This is a genomic window from Plectonema cf. radiosum LEGE 06105, from assembly GCF_015207665.1.
GTDB lineage: Bacteria > Cyanobacteriota > Cyanobacteriia > Cyanobacteriales > Nostocaceae > Rivularia > Rivularia radiosa_A.
Map to the genome: position 1 here is coordinate 1 of NZ_JADEWL010000008.1, position 17,726 is coordinate 17,726.

The following is a 17,726-nucleotide window of genomic DNA, read 5'->3' on the forward strand; positions in this document are numbered from 1 at the left end:
GATGGGGGGATGGGGAGATGGGGGGAAATTAACCAACAACCACCAACTGTCAACTGTCAACTATTAACTAATAATGAGACCTTATCACAATATTGAAATTATTGAATGTGGCGAAGCTTTTATCAAAATTCCTTTGAGAGAGTTTGCGGTAGAATCTCCTCATCCTTATGAAAAATTGGGCGCTCCTTATGGAGAACATTCTCCTTATTTTATTCGTGAAACTGTTGTTAAATATTTGATAGAAGCTCAAACATATCTACAACAATTGCGTCCAGATTGGCGCATTCAAATTTTTGATGCTTATCGTCCTGTTGCGGTACAAAAATTTATGGTTAATTATACTTTTTCCCAAGTTATAGAAGAAAAAGGATTGATTGAATCTAATTTATCAGAAGTAGAAAAACAAAGTATTTGGCAAGAGGTTTACAAAATTTGGGCTGAACCGAGTCTAGATGAAAAAACACCTCCTCCCCATTCTACGGGTGCTGCGGTGGATGTCACCTTAGTTGATGAAATGGGACAAGTTGTAGATATGGGTTCACCAATTGATGAGCTTTCAGATAGGTCACTTCCCGATTATTATGCTCAGATTCAAGACGAACAAGCATTACATTATCACGCTAACCGTTTGTTATTAAAAGATGTGATGGAAAAAGCTGGATTTACACGCAATCCTAGAGAATGGTGGCATTTTTCATTTGGTGACCAAATGTGGGCTTGGTTGAAGAATCAAGCCAATCCGGATCATAAATGTATAGCTTGTTATGGAAGGTTATTTTAGTTAATTTTTGTGGGCAGAGAAGTCGGGTTTCTCAGAGGATGTTTTAAAAGTATCCGGCGGTTTAAACCGCTACTACACAAACAAAGTCCACCTGTGTGGACTAGTAATTTAGAACCCGCCTTACGGCGGGTGCCGGTTTGTGTAGCTGCGACTTATAGTCGCCAGACTTTCAAAACATCCTCTCAAAGAAACCCGACTTCTGGATAATAACTGTCAACTGTCAACTGTCAACTATCAACCATCAACTTTGCGATAAACGTTTTACTTCTTCACCTCCTAAAATCCGATCTGCTTCTGCAAGAATGCTGGGAATTACATCAGCATAAGGACTATTTTGCAGACACGAGCGCAAATCTAATTGATTAATTTGACTGGCTTTATTACCGGGAAACCAATGTCCCCCACTTCCTAAAAGGTTATAGCGCATTTTTGCATATTCTTTCATGTTGTAGGCAACACCTAGATTCCATAACCACAAAATCATCGGGATATTTACATTTCCTGGTGTTTCTTCGTGTTTGGGTAATCCTACGTGCCAATTTTTCGCCCAGTCTTCTCCTAAAGTGGCGATCGCCTCTTGTTCTAATCTAGTCAAAATTGGTGGTAATATTTCTGAGGCTTGATCTAATAAATCTAAAGTTTTGAGATGTTCGTCAAAGTCTGTTGGCTTTGCTGCACCCAATGATAAAGTATGTACTTGAGGATGACTCAGACAAAATAAGTCATTAAATACCATCGGTGATAAAGGATCGCACAGCTTTACTAATTTTTCCGGTGGATCATAAAGTCTACCACCTTTATCGGAAGGACTGATGATAAATACTCCCATATCATGATGGGTAGCGGCTTCAATTGCAGCCCAATTATCCTGCTTAATATAATACCAATGCAGGTTGACATAATCGAATTGATTGGTTTTAATTGCTTCAATAATAATATCGGTTGAGCCATGAGTAGAAAAGCCAATAAATCTAATTTTTCCTTGGGCTTGAAACTTTCTGGCAATCTCTAAACAACCACCGGGACGAATCGTATTTTCTAAAGTTTCCCTATTGTTAATACCGTGAATTCCTAATAAATCAATATAATCTAAACGCAGATTTTTTAAAGATTGTTCCAAAGTATTTTCAAATTCTTTTGCATCTGCTTTTGGAGATACTTTAGTTTGTATTATTAGTTGTTGGCGAGGAAATTTCGGTAAAATTCGTCCTAGTTGTACTTCAGAAGTACCGTAACCGCGAGCAGTTTCAATATGGTTAATACCAATTTCTAGAGATTTATTAATCGTTGCTTCCAAATTTTGCTGATTTTTATGAGGAATCTCCTCCTGGGGTACATCTTGCCATTTGTACTGATATCGCATCCCACCGCAGGAGAAAACAGGCATTTGTAATTCGGTGCGTCCAAATCGTCTGTATAGCATGGGGAAATTTAGAAATTAAAAATAATAAAGAACTATTTCGATCATCATTCTGTCAGAGGGTAATACCTGAATTCAAGAAAATCTTTGATTTATTCTCATTAAAGTTATTACCTTTTCCTGGAGTATAACAATCTCCTTAGTTCGTTAAAATAAAGTCATAGCACCGCAACTCAGCTATCCTTCTGATTTAATTAACCAAAATCCGACCATGCAAACTAGCGAAACTGTCTTTAACCTACGTCTGTGGAATGTTGAGGAATATCATCGCATGGCTGCCAGTGGTATCTTGGATGAGGATGAAAGGGTGGAACTACTCGAAGGTAAAATTATTTGGATGAGTGCGAAAGGTACAGCCCATGCTTCAGCAGTGGCAAGAAGTTATAAACTATTTGTAAGTCTGTTAGATGGTTTAGCTTGGATAATTAGCCAAGACCCGATTGCTTTAAATCAATTTTCTGAACCGGAACCTGATATTTCAATTGTGAAAATTGACCCGCTTGACTACGCTGATCACCATCCGACAACAGAGGAAATATATTTAATTATTGAAGTTGCTGATAGTAGTTTGAAATTTCATCGGCAAACAAAAAGTAAATCCTATGCCAAAAGTGGGATTAGGGATTACTGGGTTTTAGATGTGATAAATCGTCAGTTATATGTATTAAGAGAACCTGGGGAAGAGGGTTATCAACAAGAAGTTATTCTCGATGAGAATGCAATGATTTTTCCGTTAGAATTTCCTGGGTTACAAATTCAAGTCAAACAGATGTTACCACCTGTCAAATAAATTAACGTCAGTACAGGTAGAAAAGTATTCGCAGGATTCGATAATCATATAACTTGGGTTTTTACGACATAAACATCGGTAACAGCACAAAATCCTCATCAAAACCCGACTTCTGTAATTACCTAACGTCAGGTTAAATAAAAATGAGAAACTACTTAACATAAATTTATATTTTGTTTTGATAACAAACCGCAAAAACCGTAGCCATTGTTACAGAATTTTTGTAGAATAAAGAAAAGCAAGATTAAGCTTACTAAATATTGATTCAAATATAAGGACGTAGATATGAATACTCAAGAAAAAGCACGTGCTTTAATGCAAGGTCATTATCAAACAATTAAAAATCGTCAGCAGTCAATGCTCGAACGCGCCGGAGAGCAAATTGGTCTTCCTGAAGGAATGTCTCGCTACTGGAACCCAGTTCAAGGAAAGATCACTCCCGGTGGATGGATGAGCTATGACAGCAGTTGTGCGACGATGAGCTAATTCGATTTTGGATTTTAGATTTTGGATTTTGGATTGGGAAGAGGGGAATTAAAAGTTAGGAGTTAAGAGTGAGGAGTTATTCCCATCCCCCCTTCTTCCTTTGCCTTGGCTACACGAACAAAACCCGGATGGTGCGCGGGTTCTAAATTATATAGTCCACGCAGGTGGACTTTGCCTCTGTAGTAGCGGTTTAAACCGCCGGATACTTTTAAAACATCCTCTGAGAAACAAAAAAAAGCCACCTTTAAACGGGTGGCTTAATTTGTATTTTGAAATTATTGAAATTATTTGCAAATTACCAAAATCTAGAAAATAATTCCAAATTAACAATCGTAGTAAAGCGAAAATTCGTAAGGATGAGGACGTAAACGCATGGGGTTGACTTCAGTGTCTAACTTGTAAGAAATCCAGTTTTCAATGAAGTCTTCGGTGAATACTCCACCTTCTATTAAGAAATCATGGTCTTTTTCAAGAGCTTCTAAAGCTAAATCCAAAGAACCTGGTGTAGAAGGAACTTTAGCTAGTTCTTCTGGAGAAAGTTCGTAGATATTCTTATCTAAAGGCTCACCGGGATGGATTTTATTTTTAATGCCATCTAAACCAGCGCAAAGCATCGCCGCAAAGGCTAGATAGGGGTTACAAGTTGCATCGGGACAACGGAACTCTAAACGCTTGGCTTTAGGATTATCACCAGCAAGAGGAATACGCACAGAAGCGGAACGGTTTCCTTGGGAGTAAGCCAAGTTTACTGGTGCTTCGTAACCGGGTACCAAACGCTTGTAAGAGTTGGTGCTGGGGTTGGTAAGAGCTAACAGCGCTGGTGCGTGCTTGAGAATTCCACCAATGTAGTGGAGTCCCATTTCGCTCATTCCTGCATACTGATCGCCAGCGAATAAAGGCTTTCCGTCTTTCCAAATCGATTGGTGGGTGTGCATACCCGAACCATTATCTTGGAATACAGGCTTGGGCATGAAGGTGACAGATTTACCGTATTTTCTTGCTACGTTCTTAATCACGTATTTGTAAATCATCAACCAATCGGCAGCTTCAATTAGCTTACCAAAACGGAAACCCAATTCGCACTGACCGCCGGTAGCAACTTCGTGGTGATGCTTCTCAATGGGAACACCACATTTTGCCATTTCCAACAGCATTTCCGTCCGCATATCTTGAGAGGTATCGGTTGGAGCTACAGGGAAGTAACCTGATTTATAATTTGGCTTGTAACCGAGGTTGGGACCTTCATCTTTACCGGAATTCCAACGACCTTCTACAGAATCTACATAATAGTAACCCGAATTCTGGGTTTGGTCAAAGCGAACATCGTCAAAGATGAAAAATTCAGCTTCCGGACCAAAAAATGCTGTATCACCGACACCAGTTGAGACTAAATAATCAATTGCTTTCTGAGCAATTACCCGAGGACAACGGTCGTACCATTCACCTGTACGAGGTTCTTTAATACTACATACAATACTGAGGGTAGGTTCTTGCATGAAAGGGTCGATCCAAGCAGTGTTTGGATCTAGTACCATTGCCATATCTGACTCGTTGATGGCTTTCCAACCCCGAATGCTGGAACCGTCGAATGGTACACCCTCGGTAAAAGAACTTTCATCAATTTGGTCTTGGAACATTGTTAAATGCTGCCAAATCCCTGGCATATCGATGAATTTCAGATCGATCATCTGAATTTTTTGGTCTTGAATCATTTTCAAGACTTCTTGTGGGGTTGTCATGGTTACTCCTTACTTGCCAATACGCAATGGATTAAAACTGAAATATTCAAAAACTGTTGACCCTTCTGTTGCTGAAACCACTTGTTGACACACCTGGAATATCCTAAATATAGGGGAGTCCAAAAATAGTATCATTTGTTACAGATTTTATATTCTAAAGGTCATGTTAACCTTTTATTAAATCATCTACACAAAAATAAAAGTTCATAGAGATGTGGGTCAACTTTGGCATAGAATCCTTAAGTAGTATGGATTACTTTTGTGCCAAGTTTTGGCTAAGTTACCACAAAATAGGTTTTTTTTGATGGATAGTTAGCCAAATTAATATCAAATCATAGTCAAGAATGATTGGGGAATAATAAAAATGCAAGATGCTGTAACAAATTTAATTAAGAATTATGACATTAGCGGTCGCTATTTTGATCGAAATGCAGTAGATTCGCTTAAATCTTATTTTGAAAGCGGTACCCAAAGAGTACAAGCTGCTGCTGCAATCAATTCTAATGCTGCTTTCATTGTCAAAGAATCTGCCGTGAAATTATTTGAAGACCAGCCAGAGTTGATTCGTCCCGGTGGAAACGCTTACACTACCCGTCGTTATGCGGCTTGTCTGCGGGACATGGATTATTACTTGCGTTACGCAACTTATGCTTTAGTTGCTGGCAGCATGGATGTGTTGGACGAGCGAGTATTGCAAGGTTTACGCGAAACTTACAACTCTTTAGGAGTACCCATCGCTCCCACAGTTGCCGGTATCCAAATCATGAAAGATATGGTTAAAGAGCAAGTAGCCGCATCCGGTATATCTGATACCAGTTTTGTTGATGAACCGTTTGACTATATGACAAGGGAGTTGAGCGAAATAGATATTTAATTTCGCTGGTAATGGGTAATAGGTAATGGGTAATAGGGACAGGGATGGGTAATAGGTAATAGGGAATGGGTAATAGGTAAGGAGAAGATGGGGAGAAATCCAATTACCAATCACCAATCCCCAATTACCGATTACCAATCACCAATCCCCAATTACCGATTACCAATCACCAATCCCCAATTACCGATTACCAATTACCAATTCTCAATGAAACAACGACTTGATATTCTGTTAGTAGAACTTGGTTTGTCTTCCTCTCGTCAGCAAGCGCAGCGGTTGATTCAAGCTGGTGAGGTGCAGGTTGATAATCAGTTGGTGGACAAAGCGGGAACATCTGTTGATGTAGCGGCTGTAATTAAGGTTAAGCAGAAGTCGCGTTTTGTGTCTCGTGGTGGGGAAAAGTTAGTTAAGGCTTTGGATACTTTTGCGATTCCCGTGCAAGGACGTGTTTGTTTGGATGGCGGAATTTCTACTGGTGGATTTACTGATTGTTTACTGCAATTTGGAGCAAAATTAGTTTACGGTATTGATGTCGGTTATGGACAAGTTGATTGGCGTTTGCGAAATGATACGCGGGTAATTTTACGTGAGCGTACTAATTTACGGCATTTGACTCCAGAAGATTTGTATGGAGATGGAGGAGAGGTTGATCAAAAGGACTTTCCTGATTTAGCTGTGGTAGATGTATCGTTTATTTCTTTAACGAAGGTTTTACCTGCGTTGTGGAATCTTCTACAATCTCCTCGGGAAGCTTTGTTATTAGTAAAACCACAGTTTGAAGTTGGCAAAAACCGAGTTGGAAAGAAAGGGGTTGTACGTAACCCTAATGACCAAGCTGATGCCATTTTTCAGGTTTTGCAAACTGCTATAGAGTTAGGATGGCATTACAAAGGTTTAACTTGGTCGCCGATAACTGGTCCTGCTGGTAATATTGAGTATCTTTTATGGTTGGGATATGACAACGAAATTATACAGCTTGATTTAGCACAGATTAAGCAAATAACTTTTAATGCTGCTACCGATTTAAAGCAAAATTAAACCCCATCACAAAGTAAACTAATTAATATTTTAATTAATATTTTTAATTAATATTTATGTTTCCTAAGTTTCCTAAATTTCTTCCTACCGGGGTTGAGCAGTTAACGGAATCTGCTTCAATTGCTCTGGCTCAAACTCTACAGCAAATACCTTTAACGACTCCTTTAAGTAAGCAGGCAATCACTACAACTTACGTGCATCAAGGTAGCGGTGGTAAACCGTTTTTACTGATACATGGTTTTGATAGTTCGGTGTTAGAATACCGTCGTTTATTACCGTTATTAGCAGCAGAAAATCAAACTTGGGCTGTTGATTTATTAGGTTTTGGCTTTACTGATCGACTTACTGGAATCAAGTTTAGCCCAAATGAAATTAAAACTCATCTTTACTGCTTTTGGAAAACTTTAATTAATCAACCTGTAATATTAGTCGGTGCTTCAATGGGAGGTGCAGCAGCGATTGATTTTACTTTAGCTTATCCGGAAGTAGTAGAAAAATTAGTATTAATTGATAGTGCGGGTTTAACTGGTGGTTCACCAATAAGTAAATTGATGTTTCCACCGTTAGATTATTTGGCAACAGAATTTTTAAAAAATCGTAAAATACGTCAAAGTATAAGTCGTACAGCTTATCAAAACAAACAATTAGCAACTGAAGATGCTTTATTTTGTGGTGCCTTACATTTAGAAATGCCCAATTGGAATCAAGCCTTGATTGCTTTTACAAAAAGTGGTGGTTATCAAGCTTTTGAACCAAAGCAACTTGAAGAAATTAACCAAGAAACATTAATACTATGGGGCGATCAAGATAAAATATTAGGTATTAAGGATGCCCCAAAATTTGCAAGGGCAATTCCTCATAGTAAACTCATCTGGATTAAAGATAGCGGACACGTTCCTCATTTAGAACATCCACAAATTACCGCAAAAGAAATTTTGCATTTTAGTTATTAGTGGTTGGTTGATAGTTGTTGGTTGTTAGTGGTTGGTTGTTAGTTGATGGTTGATGATTGTTGGTTGGTGGTTGTTAGTGGTTGGTTGTTAACTCATAACTCCTAACTCATAACTCCTAACTCCTAACTCCTAACTCCTAACTCCCAACTCCGGTGGTTATTAATCCAATAACCACATCGGAGCAGAAGTGTCAGATTCTTGGGGTTGTTTGTCAGGTAAAGGACCTGTTGGACGGGAGTAAGATTTTCTATAAGATAATGTGGATGAGTAATTTTTTTTGGGTTGAACGATAGCAGATTGATTGGGAACTGGTTGTTTTGCAAGAGGTTGTTTTGCCGTCTGTTGCTTAGCAAGAGGTTGTTTGGCTGCAAATTTTTGGGCTGTATTAACTTCTGCTGTAAGTTTGGTATTAGCTTCGGCTAATTGTAAAGCATCTTTTTTCGCTGCATAAAGCTCTGTTGTGAGTCTTTCTGTGAGTGCTTCTTTATCTGATAAAGCCGATCGCAATTGTTCGACTTCTTGTTGTAAAGTTTTTTCGCCTTGACGTGCTGTTTCTAATTCTTGCTTTAATCCTTCAAGAGTATCTTGCAAATCTCCGATTTTTTTTGCTTCTTCTACTTCTTGTTGCAATTGCTGGGATAATTTATCTTGTTTGGCAATTGTAGATTGAAACTCTTTAGCTTGCTGCCGTAAAGTTTCTTCGTTCTTTTGAGATTTTTCGAGAGTTTTTTGTAATTCTTTAACAGTCGCTTCTAAATCAACATTAGAAGATGGGGTGGTTTTTTCTTGATTCACTTCTTTTACCTCCGATGCAGTGACATCAATAGTTGATTCACTTTCAGTCGTTTTATTTGATTCTTCTTCGATTAAATCTGAAAGACGTTTTTTAGCCATTATTTCCTCCAATCACGCTGTAATTCATCAGCCACGCGACGATAGTCAGATTCCGCTTCCCGTGCGTTTTTTCCTCGCCACTGAGTAATCGCCACACCTTCAAGCGCCGCTCTTTCATGGGCTTTGTAAATACGAATAAACGCATTACAAGCAGGAATTCCCAACTTTAAAAGAGTATTTTGAGCTTCTATTGCTTCTCTCAAACTTCGCGTATCCACTTTTGTTAACAGTACTCGATGGGGTGTACCCGCAGGAGTAACTGCTTCTTTGACTGTATCAATCAAAGCGGCTAAATCCATTGGTGCTGGGGGTGTTGGCAAAACCAAATAATCTGCATTTGTGATTACTGCTGCTAATGCTTGAGAATGCAGCGCTGGGGGCGTATCGACTACTACTAAATCGTAACCTTTTATCGAACGTAAACTACTTAATAATTTGGGATTTGTCTCTTGAGATAGATCGAAGCCCATCCCCAAATCACTCCTAGAGAACCACCAACTAGCCGAACCCTGTGCATCCGCATCTACCAAAAGTACCTTTTTTTTCTCCGCAAAAGATGCTGCAAGATTAATTGAGGTAGTGGTTTTACCGACTCCTCCCTTACCGTTGAGGATAGCTATTATTTTTGGCATCTATCCTTTTCCCCCAATCCTCATATCATAAAATATACCGCGTTTTGACAGTTGACCTTTAACCTTTAACCTTTGATCTGTTTTGTAAAGGATAGTTGAGATGAGTAGTCAAAACAACTTATGTTGTTTCACACTAAAAATATAACTAAGTAATTATATTTTGTTTCATGAATACTATTTCCACTTCCAGCATAGAATTCAAGCGCCCAGCTTGGCAAAATATTGTCATCATCACTTTAGGTTTTTGGCTGAGTGCTAGCTTACTTTTAGATTGGGTAATTATGCCTAGTCTTTATGTTTCTGGAATGATGACTCAATCGAGTTTTGCAACGGCTGGTTATACAATATTTTGGAATTTCAACCGAGTTGAATTACTTTGTGCGGGATTAATATTAACTGGGGTTTTGGCTTTAAATAAAAATCAATTGAACTGGCAGCTAAACGGTATCATTTTAGCAACTGTAATGCTCGCTATTGCTTTAGTCGATACTTATTTATTAACTCCCCAAATGTCGGCTATTGGACTGCAATTAAACTTGTTTCAAGTCGCTGAAGTTCCCGCAAATATGAATTTAATGCATGGGGCTTACTGGTTTATTGAAACTGTAAAATTAGCAGTAGGTGGTACTCTTTTTACCTGGTATTGCAAGCAGTAAAAGAGTTAGCAGTTGGGAGGACGGGAGTTGGGAGTTGGGAGGACGGGAGTTAGTACCACCGGAGTTATCAATAATTTTTGCTCAATAAAAACCCGACTTCTTGATCCAACAGATTAACCAGAAATCGGGTTTTTTAGTATAAATATCTGTAACACCCTTACAAATCTAATAAAACCCGACTTCTACAATCAACTTATGATTCTTCCTCATCGAAAAATAACAAACGCACTGCAAGTATGGCAAATCCAATTGCTGCAATTGCTTTGAGTAAACGTGTAGGTAACAATTCTGCTGCTGCACCTCCTGCTAATGCTCCCAATAAACTGGTTAGTAGCAGTGCTAAAGCAGTACCAAAAAATACTGCACGAGGAGATTTACTACGTCCCGAAAGCGCGATCGCAGCTAGTTGACTTTTATCGCCTAATTCGGACAAAAAAACTGTAATAAAACTTATTCCTAAAAGATGTAAGTCCATAATGAGTTATGAGTGAGGAATGAGGAATGAGGAATGAGGAGTTAGGAGTGAGGAGTTGTAAAAAATAATTTTTAAGCAATAATTAAATCTAAAAATAGCATCAGAGAAATCAGTAGTAAGCTGACTCCTGCGGCTTTATTTATTGCTTTTGGAGAAAGATGTTTAGCTAGCAAACTACCCAAAGCTACACCTAAAAAGCTTGTTGTAATTAATGCTGCACCAGAACCAACAAATACCACCCACGGAGAATGAGATTCCGCACTGATTAATAAAGTTGATAGCTGAGTTTTGTCACCGATTTCTGCGAAAAAAATCGTAATAAAGGTACTTCCAAAAATGAATAGTGGAGATTGGGATTTTTGAGTAGAATTATCTTCGCATTCTTCTGGAGATGCTTCATGTAACGTTTCATAAGTAGGCTTATAGTGACATGGAGCATCTGCAATTTTCGGTTCCTGATTTGGGGTTAAAGTACCAGTCAAGGTAATGGGAGTAGAGTCAAGTTTCACAGGAAATAATTCTATCTTTAGGTAGTTTTCATTTTGTTTTCATTTTCTCAGATTTTTGCAATAAATTGCAACCCTTGTTTGAGAAAGATGGGGAGAAAAGTTAGGAGTGAGGAGTTAATAGCTTCTAATTTCCAATTCCTGACCACGGATTAAAAGGGATTCCACTGATTTCACAAATTTAATTACCCATTACCCATTCATTACCCATCACCCATTACCAATTCCGTTTACTAGTTGACCAAAGTAAACATAAAGGGTGAAGATATAAGGATTAGACCTCTTGCTTTCATGTCAGGTGGCTTTTAGTGCTTTTTAATTTACCTTGATGTTTGTGCTTGTAACAACTGTCAACGGTGAAGTCTAGATGGCTCTCGCTTTTGTATTAAATCTTTTCGCCATAAATATAAACAAACATCAACAATTCCTATCATTGATTACAGATTGATTGACAAGCAGACGCTAATAGTTAAAAATAATTTTGAGTGCGAGCAACGTATTGTATTTATGTATTTAGTTGAAAAACATATTATTGACAAACATCATCGTTATTGGCATGAAGTCGATAATAATAGTTTTTTAGCAAAAAATCTGTTTAATTATGCAAATTATTTAATCAGGCAGAAATTTATATTTTCTCACGAATACATCAATTACAATACCGTTCAAAAAATCTGTCAATCAACAAGTGATTATCAAGCATTACCACCAAAGGTAAGTCAACAAGTATTAATCAGATTATCTGAGTCTTGGCAATCTTTCAAAAAAGCAACGAATGAATATTTTCTTCATCCAGAAAAGTTTTTAGCCCGACCAAAATTACCAAAATATAAACATAAACAATCTGGTAGATTTGTAGTAACATACACGAATCAAGCAGTCAGTAAAAAGCAGTTAAAAAAAGGATTTATTAACCCTTGTGGAACACAGATTTACTTACCCACAAAAGTTGATAATGTACATCAAGTTAGAGTGATTCCTAGAACTGATCACTATGTTATCGAAGTTGTTTATTTCAAAAATGAAATAGCTAAAAAGCCGGATAATACATACATTGCAGGTGTTGATATTGGCTTAGATAATTTGGCTGCTATTACTGCAAACTCCAATTCATTTCAACCGATTTTATTAAATGGCAAACCACTGAAAAATATCAATGCTTATTACAATAAGAAAAAAGCTGGTTTACAATCTCGATTAGGAGGAGACAGAAAAACATCAACAAGAATTCAAAAATTAACTCATAAACGTAATTGTAAGATAATTGATTATCTGCATAAAGCAAGTCGTTTAATTGTAGATTACTTGGCAGCAAACCGTATCGGGACACTGGTAATTGGAAAGAATGATTTGTGGAAGCAATCGATTAATCTTAGTAATAGAACAAACCAAAATTTTGTTTGTATTCCTCATGCTCGATTTATTGAGATGCTGACTTATAAATGTCAGTTGGTAGGAATCTCTGTGGTGACAACATCAGAAAATTATACTTCTAAATGCTCTTTTCCCGACTTTGAACCAATTGAAAAACGTGAAGTTTATCTGGGTAAAAGAGTAAAGCGTGGTTTGTTTCGTGCCAGTAATGGTTTTTTGATTAATGCTGATTGTAATGGTAGTGGTAATATTCTGAGAAAGGTAGTCCCTAATGCTTTTGTTGAGGGGATAGAGGGGGTTGTAGTTTCCCCAGTGAGAATTACTCCTCACAAATAAGTTTTATGGTTGATGTTATATTTAACTATAAAATTTCTAACTATGACAGTCTTGATGCTATGGAAGTTGTGTGTGTAGCTTCTGTGGCATATTTAAAAGCTAAACAAAATTTAAAGTGGCAAGCAGTCTATATTTTGATTAAAAAACAAATTAACTGAGGAATAGCTGTGACGACAGTTGTGGAAAACCAAAAGCTAAATGTAAATAGTGATATGAAAGTTGGCGATCGCGTCCGCGTAACTGAATCTGTGGTAGTTTATCACCATCCCGATCATCGTGGTGAAGCTTTTGATATCAAAGGTTTAGAAGGAGAAGTGATTGCTATTGTTACTCAATGGAAAGAAAGACCTGTTAGTGCTAACTTCCCGATTCAGGTGAAGTTTACTAAAAAGTTTAAAGCCCACTTACGTACTTCGGAGTTAGAGACAATTTAAACTGATTAAATTTAGTTTTTGCGGCGAAACCACTGAAATATATTCAGTTCGCCGCGCATTTTTTCGAGTTGTTCGCGATTATTCTTAGCAGTACAATAATACCATTCACAATAAACTTTAAATTCCGAACGCACTTCGACTTCTCGGTAAAATTGGTAAGTTGTCTCACTAGCTGCAATATTTTCTTGTATTTGAGATGAACCAGACGGGACTATTCTCTGTAATTCTTCAGACATAATTGATAGTTGATGGTTGTTAGTTGATGGTTGTTAGTTGATGGTTGTTGGTTGATAGTTGATGGTTGTTGGTTGTTAGTTCATAATTATTATTTATTTCACCCCATCCCCCCATCCCCCTATTACTTAAACCCATCCACGCAAACGATATATAACCATACCAATGTACTCTTTTAAAGCGATGGTAAAGTTATCCAAATTTTTGCTATCAGGTAACACATTTAAAATTGCACCTTTAGGAGTGCTAGCTAATTCTTGAATTTCACCCTTCGTAACCAGAAAATCAGTAGGTGCAGCAATCGCTTCAATCTTTTGATGTTGAAAAATTGCTAGCGATCGCGGCATATGCATTGCTGAAGTCACTAATAATATACGGTCGATGTTGCGTTCTAAGAGAATCTTTTTAACGTTTATGGCGTTTTCATAAGTGTTCAGTGAGTCTGGTTCTTGTATAATATCCTCAGATTTCACTCCCATAAATATCAGTAATTTTGCGATATCTTCCGACTCTGGTATACCTCCACCCCGCCAATCTATACGACCACCACTGACAATAATTAAAGGTGCTTTTTGTTGACGATAAAGTTGGGCTGCGTAGAGAACTCTATCCCCCGATTCGCTTAAATCTACTGTTGTTCGCGGTTCATAATTCGATTTAGTTGCACCACCCAAAACTACAATTGCTTCTGCTGCTGGTAATTCTCCTGATGGAATATTTTGCCATTCCAAAGAACGTACTAGAAAGCGAGAAACCCAAGCATTAGAGCTAAACAGCAATACAAATAGCGCGATCGCAATGCAAAATGCTGCTACACGGGGTCGCTTCCATATCATGAAAAGCGCAAGAATGCAACAAATACAGGCAAACCCAAGGGGATAAAAGAATAGAGGTAGTAGTTTAGAAAGATATAAAAACATAATATTTATTAAGTGATGAGTGAAGAGTTATGAGTTAGGAGTTAGTACTACCGGAGTTATGAGTTAAAAATAGGATTTCATCACATAACTTGTTGCAATTTGAAATTAACAAGCACCTCAAAACCAAGTTATTAAGGTTTAAGGTTTAAGGTCAAAGGTCAAAGTTGTAACAATCCTCACTCTTAACAGGTATGCATATTACAGGTTAACTGTCAACTAACTCCTAACTCCTAACTCCTAACTCCTAACTCCTAACTCCTAATTCCTAACTCCTAACTCCTAACTCCTAACTCCTAATTCCTAACTCCTAACTCCTAACTCCTAACTCCTAATTCCTAACTCCTAACTCCTAACTCCTAACTCCTAACTTAAGTGTCAACTACCTTTCCCAAAACTTAATGTTGATTCCAGAACGACGACGGTAACGACGTGTAGATTTTCGACTGCGCTGCAAATTCATTCGCTGTCCAGAGGGAACTACTTCGTCTTCATCTTGCTGAATTTGATTTGAGAGCTTTGTTACGGTTGGTTCCTTACTTCCCCACCAAGCAAAAATAAAGCCCGCAGCCAAACCAGCTAATCCACTGAGTAAAATACTTGTCTCTGGTTGATACCCCAAAATTATCAAGCTCAGTAAGAAAAATAACCAATATTTGAGTCCAGCATCTATACCATCGGAAGATGCGACAGTCTCAGGATTGGGACCAGCCTTTGTAGACGTGGTAAACAAACTTAGACCTAACCCTCCTAATATTCCGAGGAAGATACTTAAATTCCATTCTCTAGAATAGAGGTAAAATACAAAAGTTAAAAATACCCCAAATATCAGTTGAGAGAGAAAGCCTTGCGAGAGAGGTAAAAAATTACCAGAATTTTTGTTTGCCATAATTGGGTTACTGGCTAATTAGTTGTTTTAATTGTGCCTCTAGAGGCTGAGTTGTATCTAAAATTTTCAGATATGATTTTTCTTGGTCGGTAAATGTTTCTGCCGCTTTCATTTGTGATGGTAGCAAATCGGCGGTTGAATCTGCTACGTCTCCAGTACGCTTGACAAGACGTTGGCGCAATACTTCTTCTGGTGCGGTACAGTTGATAATATGTAGGGGAATTTGATATTGAGTTGCTTTTTCAATCATCTCACCTCGTAATTGCTGTTTGTCGTACTTTGCATCCAAAATCACAGAAAAACCAAGACGAGCCAGCATAATACCCAATTCCATCAATCGGGAATAAGTTTTTTGATTCATTTCGGGGGTATACAATTCATCTCCACCCCGTTGTAATAAAGGAATTCCCGCTAAATGTTTTCGTACTGCATCCGAGCGTAGATGAACTGCTCCCAAATGTCGAGCTAAGTATCTTGCTGTAGTACTTTTACCGGAACCGGATAAACCCGACATTAAAATTAATTTTCCTTGACTTGGTTTAGTATATTCCCAGGCAAGACGATAGTAATCAGCAGCGGTTGAAGTTGCTTGTTGTTTTGCTGTTTCGGGTACACTAGGGTCATCAAGTAAAAACGAAGTTACTTTTGCTCTGACATAAGCTTGACGGCTTAAATACAAAGGCAATACTTGTAAACCTTCATAATCTCCAGTTTGTTCGATATAGGTATTTAGAAAGATATTAGCTAAATCTTTGCCGTTTCGGGCTTCTAAATCCATCATTGTAAATGCGACATCGTACATGACATCGACAAAACGAAATGGTTCGTTAAATTCGATGCAGTCGAATAGCATTACTTGATTTTGCCATAAACAGATATTTCTTAAGTGTAAATCGCCGTGACATTCGCGAATAAAATTGTTGATGACACGATTTTGAAATAATTCTGTGCGCTCGCGAAAAAAGTTGTCTGTATAATCTTTTGTTTGGTTAAATTGCTGCTGTGTCTGAGCGACACCAATATATTTTGCGGTTTGCTGGTAATTTTCGTCAAATGCAGCTCGTACTTGGGATACTTCTCCGAAGGAACTAATATAATCGTTAGTGGCAGCTTGAGCATGATATTGAGCGACTACTTGTCCCAGTTTTACTATGTGTTGTTCTTGAAGTTCTCTGCGCTCGAACATTTCGCTAAACAAAGTCTCTTGAGGAAACTGACGCATTTTCAGCGTATATTCTATAACTGCCCCGTTTCCCCCCAATTGATACTTATCGTCGTCGCGAGTAATTGGTAAAACTTCTAAATAAATAGATGGTGCTGCAATGCTATTTAAGCGTAATTCTTCTTGACAAAAATGTTGTCGCTTTTCTAAAGTCGAATAGTTCAAAAAACCGAAATCTACCGGCTTTTTCAACTTATAAGCATAATCTCCTGTTAACAATACATAAGAACAGTGGGTTTGAATCAACTGTATGGGTTCTCTAACTGCGTGGGGATAGAACCCAGGCTGCATCATCTGTTCAATCGTTTCTGGAATGGAAACCGTACTCATTTATCCTCCAACTCAGGTACAACTATAATTCGGTTTTAAGCACAAAAAAACCAGGAGTTCGCCCCCTGGTATTTTAATGAAATAAAGCAACCTTTACACAATTCCAGAAGCACCTGACTGTTCTGCTTCACCATCGTCTGTAGTTCCACTACCTTGTGGTGGTAAAACGCTAACAACAAGTTCGGATGATTCTGCTACTAATGTTACCCCTTCAGGTAATTGAATCTCATTAACGTGTAAGCTGTCTCCAACTTTCAAGTTAGTTACATCAATATCAATTGCATCGGGAATGTTCTCTGGCAGACAGTTTAACTGCATTTCGGTAATGACAGTATCTAACATCCCGCCTTCTTCTTTTACCCCAATCGCATTACCGATAAAGTTAAGAGGTACTTCGACGGTCATTTTACCATGACCTGCAACTGCAAAAAAGCTGAGATGGAAAGGTTGACCTGTGGCTGGATGAGCTTGAACTTCTCTAAGTAAGGTTTGACCTTGCCAAGGAATATCATTAATCTTTAAATCGATCAAAGTATTGTTCACGGAAGCTTTTTTAAGCAAACGTTCGACAGTTTTGGCATTAATTACCAAAGAAATTGATTCCGTACCTTTATGACCGTATAAATTGGCAGGAATTTCTCCAGAACGACGCAAAGCCTTTGTTTTGCTTCCTTCTGGTCGCTTTTGACATTCGACCATCATTTCCATAGTTTTGTTCTAATCAATGTTTAGGGTTTAGTTTACAG

At 38.0% G+C, this 17,726-nt stretch carries 20 protein-coding genes; 9 read left to right on the top strand and 11 right to left on the bottom strand.

Going from position 1 to position 17,726, the window contains the following annotated elements; translation table 11 throughout:
• The first annotated feature begins 73 nt into the window (after positions 1-73).
• A complete protein-coding gene (locus IQ247_RS03785) occupies positions 74-781 on the top strand; it encodes a M15 family metallopeptidase (protein WP_193917206.1) in 708 nt (235 codons plus the stop codon).
• A gap of 241 nt (positions 782-1,022) precedes the next feature.
• Here IQ247_RS03785 and IQ247_RS03790 read toward each other — a convergent pair whose 3' ends face one another.
• Positions 1,023-2,204, bottom strand: coding sequence for an aldo/keto reductase (locus IQ247_RS03790; protein WP_193917208.1), 1,182 nt, complete (start codon positions 2,202-2,204; stop codon positions 1,023-1,025).
• Between the two features lie 208 nt (positions 2,205-2,412).
• Between IQ247_RS03790 and IQ247_RS03795 the strand changes: the two genes are divergently transcribed.
• Positions 2,413-2,991, top strand: coding sequence for a Uma2 family endonuclease (locus tag IQ247_RS03795; RefSeq protein WP_193917210.1), 579 nt, complete (start codon positions 2,413-2,415; stop codon positions 2,989-2,991).
• Positions 2,992-3,276: 285 nt separating this feature from the next.
• Positions 3,277-3,477, top strand: a complete 201-nt coding sequence (gene gifA / locus IQ247_RS03800) for a glutamine synthetase inactivation factor IF7A (RefSeq protein WP_193917212.1) — start codon at positions 3,277-3,279, stop codon at positions 3,475-3,477.
• A 323-nt stretch (positions 3,478-3,800) separates the two neighbouring features.
• Here the strand turns inward: gifA and glnA are convergent, their stop codons facing one another.
• Positions 3,801-5,216 (bottom strand): type I glutamate--ammonia ligase, encoded by a 1,416-nt coding sequence (gene glnA / locus IQ247_RS03805; protein ID WP_193917214.1) that lies wholly within the window; start codon positions 5,214-5,216, stop codon positions 3,801-3,803.
• A gap of 364 nt (positions 5,217-5,580) precedes the next feature.
• Between glnA and apcB the strand changes: the two genes are divergently transcribed.
• The 3 genes from apcB to IQ247_RS03820 all read left to right on the top strand — a co-directional run bounded on the left by apcB (position 5,581) and on the right by IQ247_RS03820 (position 8,081).
• A complete protein-coding gene (gene apcB / locus IQ247_RS03810) occupies positions 5,581-6,090 on the top strand; it encodes an allophycocyanin subunit beta (RefSeq protein WP_193917216.1) in 510 nt (169 codons plus the stop codon).
• A 207-nt stretch (positions 6,091-6,297) separates the two neighbouring features.
• Positions 6,298-7,128 (top strand): TlyA family RNA methyltransferase, encoded by an 831-nt coding sequence (locus tag IQ247_RS03815; protein WP_193917397.1) that lies wholly within the window; start codon positions 6,298-6,300, stop codon positions 7,126-7,128.
• Positions 7,129-7,184: 56 nt separating this feature from the next.
• Complete coding sequence (locus IQ247_RS03820) at positions 7,185-8,081, top strand: alpha/beta fold hydrolase (protein ID WP_193917218.1); 897 nt, start codon at positions 7,185-7,187, stop codon at positions 8,079-8,081.
• Positions 8,082-8,240: 159 nt separating this feature from the next.
• Here the strand turns inward: IQ247_RS03820 and IQ247_RS03825 are convergent, their stop codons facing one another.
• Positions 8,241-8,975, bottom strand: a complete 735-nt coding sequence (locus tag IQ247_RS03825) for a hypothetical protein (protein ID WP_193917220.1) — start codon at positions 8,973-8,975, stop codon at positions 8,241-8,243.
• The gene (locus tag IQ247_RS03830) at positions 8,975-9,607 is read right to left on the bottom strand and encodes a ParA family protein (protein ID WP_193917222.1); all 633 of its coding nucleotides are present in this window, start codon (positions 9,605-9,607) and stop codon (positions 8,975-8,977) included. Before IQ247_RS03830 ends, IQ247_RS03825 begins: the two co-directional genes overlap by 1 nt.
• A gap of 167 nt (positions 9,608-9,774) precedes the next feature.
• Between IQ247_RS03830 and IQ247_RS03835 the strand changes: the two genes are divergently transcribed.
• Complete coding sequence (locus IQ247_RS03835) at positions 9,775-10,263, top strand: DUF4149 domain-containing protein (protein ID WP_193917224.1); 489 nt, start codon at positions 9,775-9,777, stop codon at positions 10,261-10,263.
• Between the two features lie 193 nt (positions 10,264-10,456).
• Here the strand turns inward: IQ247_RS03835 and IQ247_RS03840 are convergent, their stop codons facing one another.
• Both IQ247_RS03840 and IQ247_RS03845 read right to left on the bottom strand, forming a co-directional pair.
• The gene (locus IQ247_RS03840; RefSeq protein WP_193917226.1) at positions 10,457-10,738 is read right to left on the bottom strand and encodes a TMEM165/GDT1 family protein; all 282 of its coding nucleotides are present in this window, start codon (positions 10,736-10,738) and stop codon (positions 10,457-10,459) included.
• A gap of 71 nt (positions 10,739-10,809) precedes the next feature.
• Positions 10,810-11,247: a TMEM165/GDT1 family protein gene (locus IQ247_RS03845; RefSeq protein WP_193917228.1), complete on the bottom strand. Its 438-nt coding sequence runs from the start codon at positions 11,245-11,247 to the stop codon at positions 10,810-10,812.
• 504 nt (positions 11,248-11,751) lie between these two features.
• Here IQ247_RS03845 and IQ247_RS03850 point away from each other — a divergent pair.
• Positions 11,752-12,954 (top strand): RNA-guided endonuclease InsQ/TnpB family protein, encoded by a 1,203-nt coding sequence (locus tag IQ247_RS03850; RefSeq protein WP_193917230.1) that lies wholly within the window; start codon positions 11,752-11,754, stop codon positions 12,952-12,954.
• 212 nt (positions 12,955-13,166) lie between these two features.
• Positions 13,167-13,388, top strand: coding sequence for a ferredoxin-thioredoxin reductase variable chain (locus IQ247_RS03860; protein WP_228059453.1), 222 nt, complete (start codon positions 13,167-13,169; stop codon positions 13,386-13,388).
• Between the two features lie 11 nt (positions 13,389-13,399).
• On the opposite strand, the gene IQ247_RS03865 is transcribed toward IQ247_RS03860, so the two are convergent.
• From IQ247_RS03865 to IQ247_RS03885, 5 genes are all read right to left on the bottom strand, one after another.
• Entirely contained in the window at positions 13,400-13,624 is a 225-nt protein-coding gene (locus IQ247_RS03865; protein WP_193917234.1) for a hypothetical protein, read from the bottom strand.
• Between the two features lie 126 nt (positions 13,625-13,750).
• A complete protein-coding gene (locus tag IQ247_RS03870) occupies positions 13,751-14,458 on the bottom strand; it encodes a YdcF family protein (protein ID WP_322745410.1) in 708 nt (235 codons plus the stop codon).
• A gap of 463 nt (positions 14,459-14,921) precedes the next feature.
• The gene (locus tag IQ247_RS03875) at positions 14,922-15,428 is read right to left on the bottom strand and encodes a hypothetical protein (protein WP_193917238.1); all 507 of its coding nucleotides are present in this window, start codon (positions 15,426-15,428) and stop codon (positions 14,922-14,924) included.
• 7 nt (positions 15,429-15,435) lie between these two features.
• Positions 15,436-16,980 (bottom strand): bifunctional aminoglycoside phosphotransferase/ATP-binding protein, encoded by a 1,545-nt coding sequence (locus tag IQ247_RS03880; RefSeq protein ID WP_193917241.1) that lies wholly within the window; start codon positions 16,978-16,980, stop codon positions 15,436-15,438.
• A gap of 93 nt (positions 16,981-17,073) precedes the next feature.
• The gene (locus tag IQ247_RS03885) at positions 17,074-17,688 is read right to left on the bottom strand and encodes a 50S ribosomal protein L25/general stress protein Ctc (RefSeq protein ID WP_193917244.1); all 615 of its coding nucleotides are present in this window, start codon (positions 17,686-17,688) and stop codon (positions 17,074-17,076) included.
• Positions 17,689-17,726: the final 38 nt, after the last annotated feature.

What these genes read in the sequence shown, in the direction of transcription:
- IQ247_RS03785 (WP_193917206.1), top strand. Translation starts at nt 74, where the DNA reads ATGAGACCTTATCACAATATTGAAATTATTGAATGTGGCGAAGCTTTT.
- IQ247_RS03790 (WP_193917208.1), bottom strand. Translation starts at nt 2,204, where the DNA reads ATGCTATACAGACGATTTGGACGCACCGAATTACAAATGCCTGTTTTC.
- IQ247_RS03795 (WP_193917210.1), top strand. Translation starts at nt 2,413, where the DNA reads ATGCAAACTAGCGAAACTGTCTTTAACCTACGTCTGTGGAATGTTGAG.
- gifA (WP_193917212.1), top strand. Translation starts at nt 3,277, where the DNA reads ATGAATACTCAAGAAAAAGCACGTGCTTTAATGCAAGGTCATTATCAA.
- glnA (WP_193917214.1), bottom strand. Translation starts at nt 5,216, where the DNA reads ATGACAACCCCACAAGAAGTCTTGAAAATGATTCAAGACCAAAAAATT.
- apcB (WP_193917216.1), top strand. Translation starts at nt 5,581, where the DNA reads ATGCAAGATGCTGTAACAAATTTAATTAAGAATTATGACATTAGCGGT.
- IQ247_RS03815 (WP_193917397.1), top strand. Translation starts at nt 6,298, where the DNA reads ATGAAACAACGACTTGATATTCTGTTAGTAGAACTTGGTTTGTCTTCC.
- IQ247_RS03820 (WP_193917218.1), top strand. Translation starts at nt 7,185, where the DNA reads ATGTTTCCTAAGTTTCCTAAATTTCTTCCTACCGGGGTTGAGCAGTTA.
- IQ247_RS03825 (WP_193917220.1), bottom strand. Translation starts at nt 8,975, where the DNA reads ATGGCTAAAAAACGTCTTTCAGATTTAATCGAAGAAGAATCAAATAAA.
- IQ247_RS03830 (WP_193917222.1), bottom strand. Translation starts at nt 9,607, where the DNA reads ATGCCAAAAATAATAGCTATCCTCAACGGTAAGGGAGGAGTCGGTAAA.
- IQ247_RS03835 (WP_193917224.1), top strand. Translation starts at nt 9,775, where the DNA reads ATGAATACTATTTCCACTTCCAGCATAGAATTCAAGCGCCCAGCTTGG.
- IQ247_RS03840 (WP_193917226.1), bottom strand. Translation starts at nt 10,738, where the DNA reads ATGGACTTACATCTTTTAGGAATAAGTTTTATTACAGTTTTTTTGTCC.
- IQ247_RS03850 (WP_193917230.1), top strand. Translation starts at nt 11,752, where the DNA reads ATGTATTTAGTTGAAAAACATATTATTGACAAACATCATCGTTATTGG.
- IQ247_RS03860 (WP_228059453.1), top strand. Translation starts at nt 13,167, where the DNA reads ATGAAAGTTGGCGATCGCGTCCGCGTAACTGAATCTGTGGTAGTTTAT.
- IQ247_RS03865 (WP_193917234.1), bottom strand. Translation starts at nt 13,624, where the DNA reads ATGTCTGAAGAATTACAGAGAATAGTCCCGTCTGGTTCATCTCAAATA.
- IQ247_RS03870 (WP_322745410.1), bottom strand. Translation starts at nt 14,458, where the DNA reads ATGATATGGAAGCGACCCCGTGTAGCAGCATTTTGCATTGCGATCGCG.
- IQ247_RS03875 (WP_193917238.1), bottom strand. Translation starts at nt 15,428, where the DNA reads ATGGCAAACAAAAATTCTGGTAATTTTTTACCTCTCTCGCAAGGCTTT.
- IQ247_RS03880 (WP_193917241.1), bottom strand. Translation starts at nt 16,980, where the DNA reads ATGAGTACGGTTTCCATTCCAGAAACGATTGAACAGATGATGCAGCCT.
- IQ247_RS03885 (WP_193917244.1), bottom strand. Translation starts at nt 17,688, where the DNA reads ATGGAAATGATGGTCGAATGTCAAAAGCGACCAGAAGGAAGCAAAACA.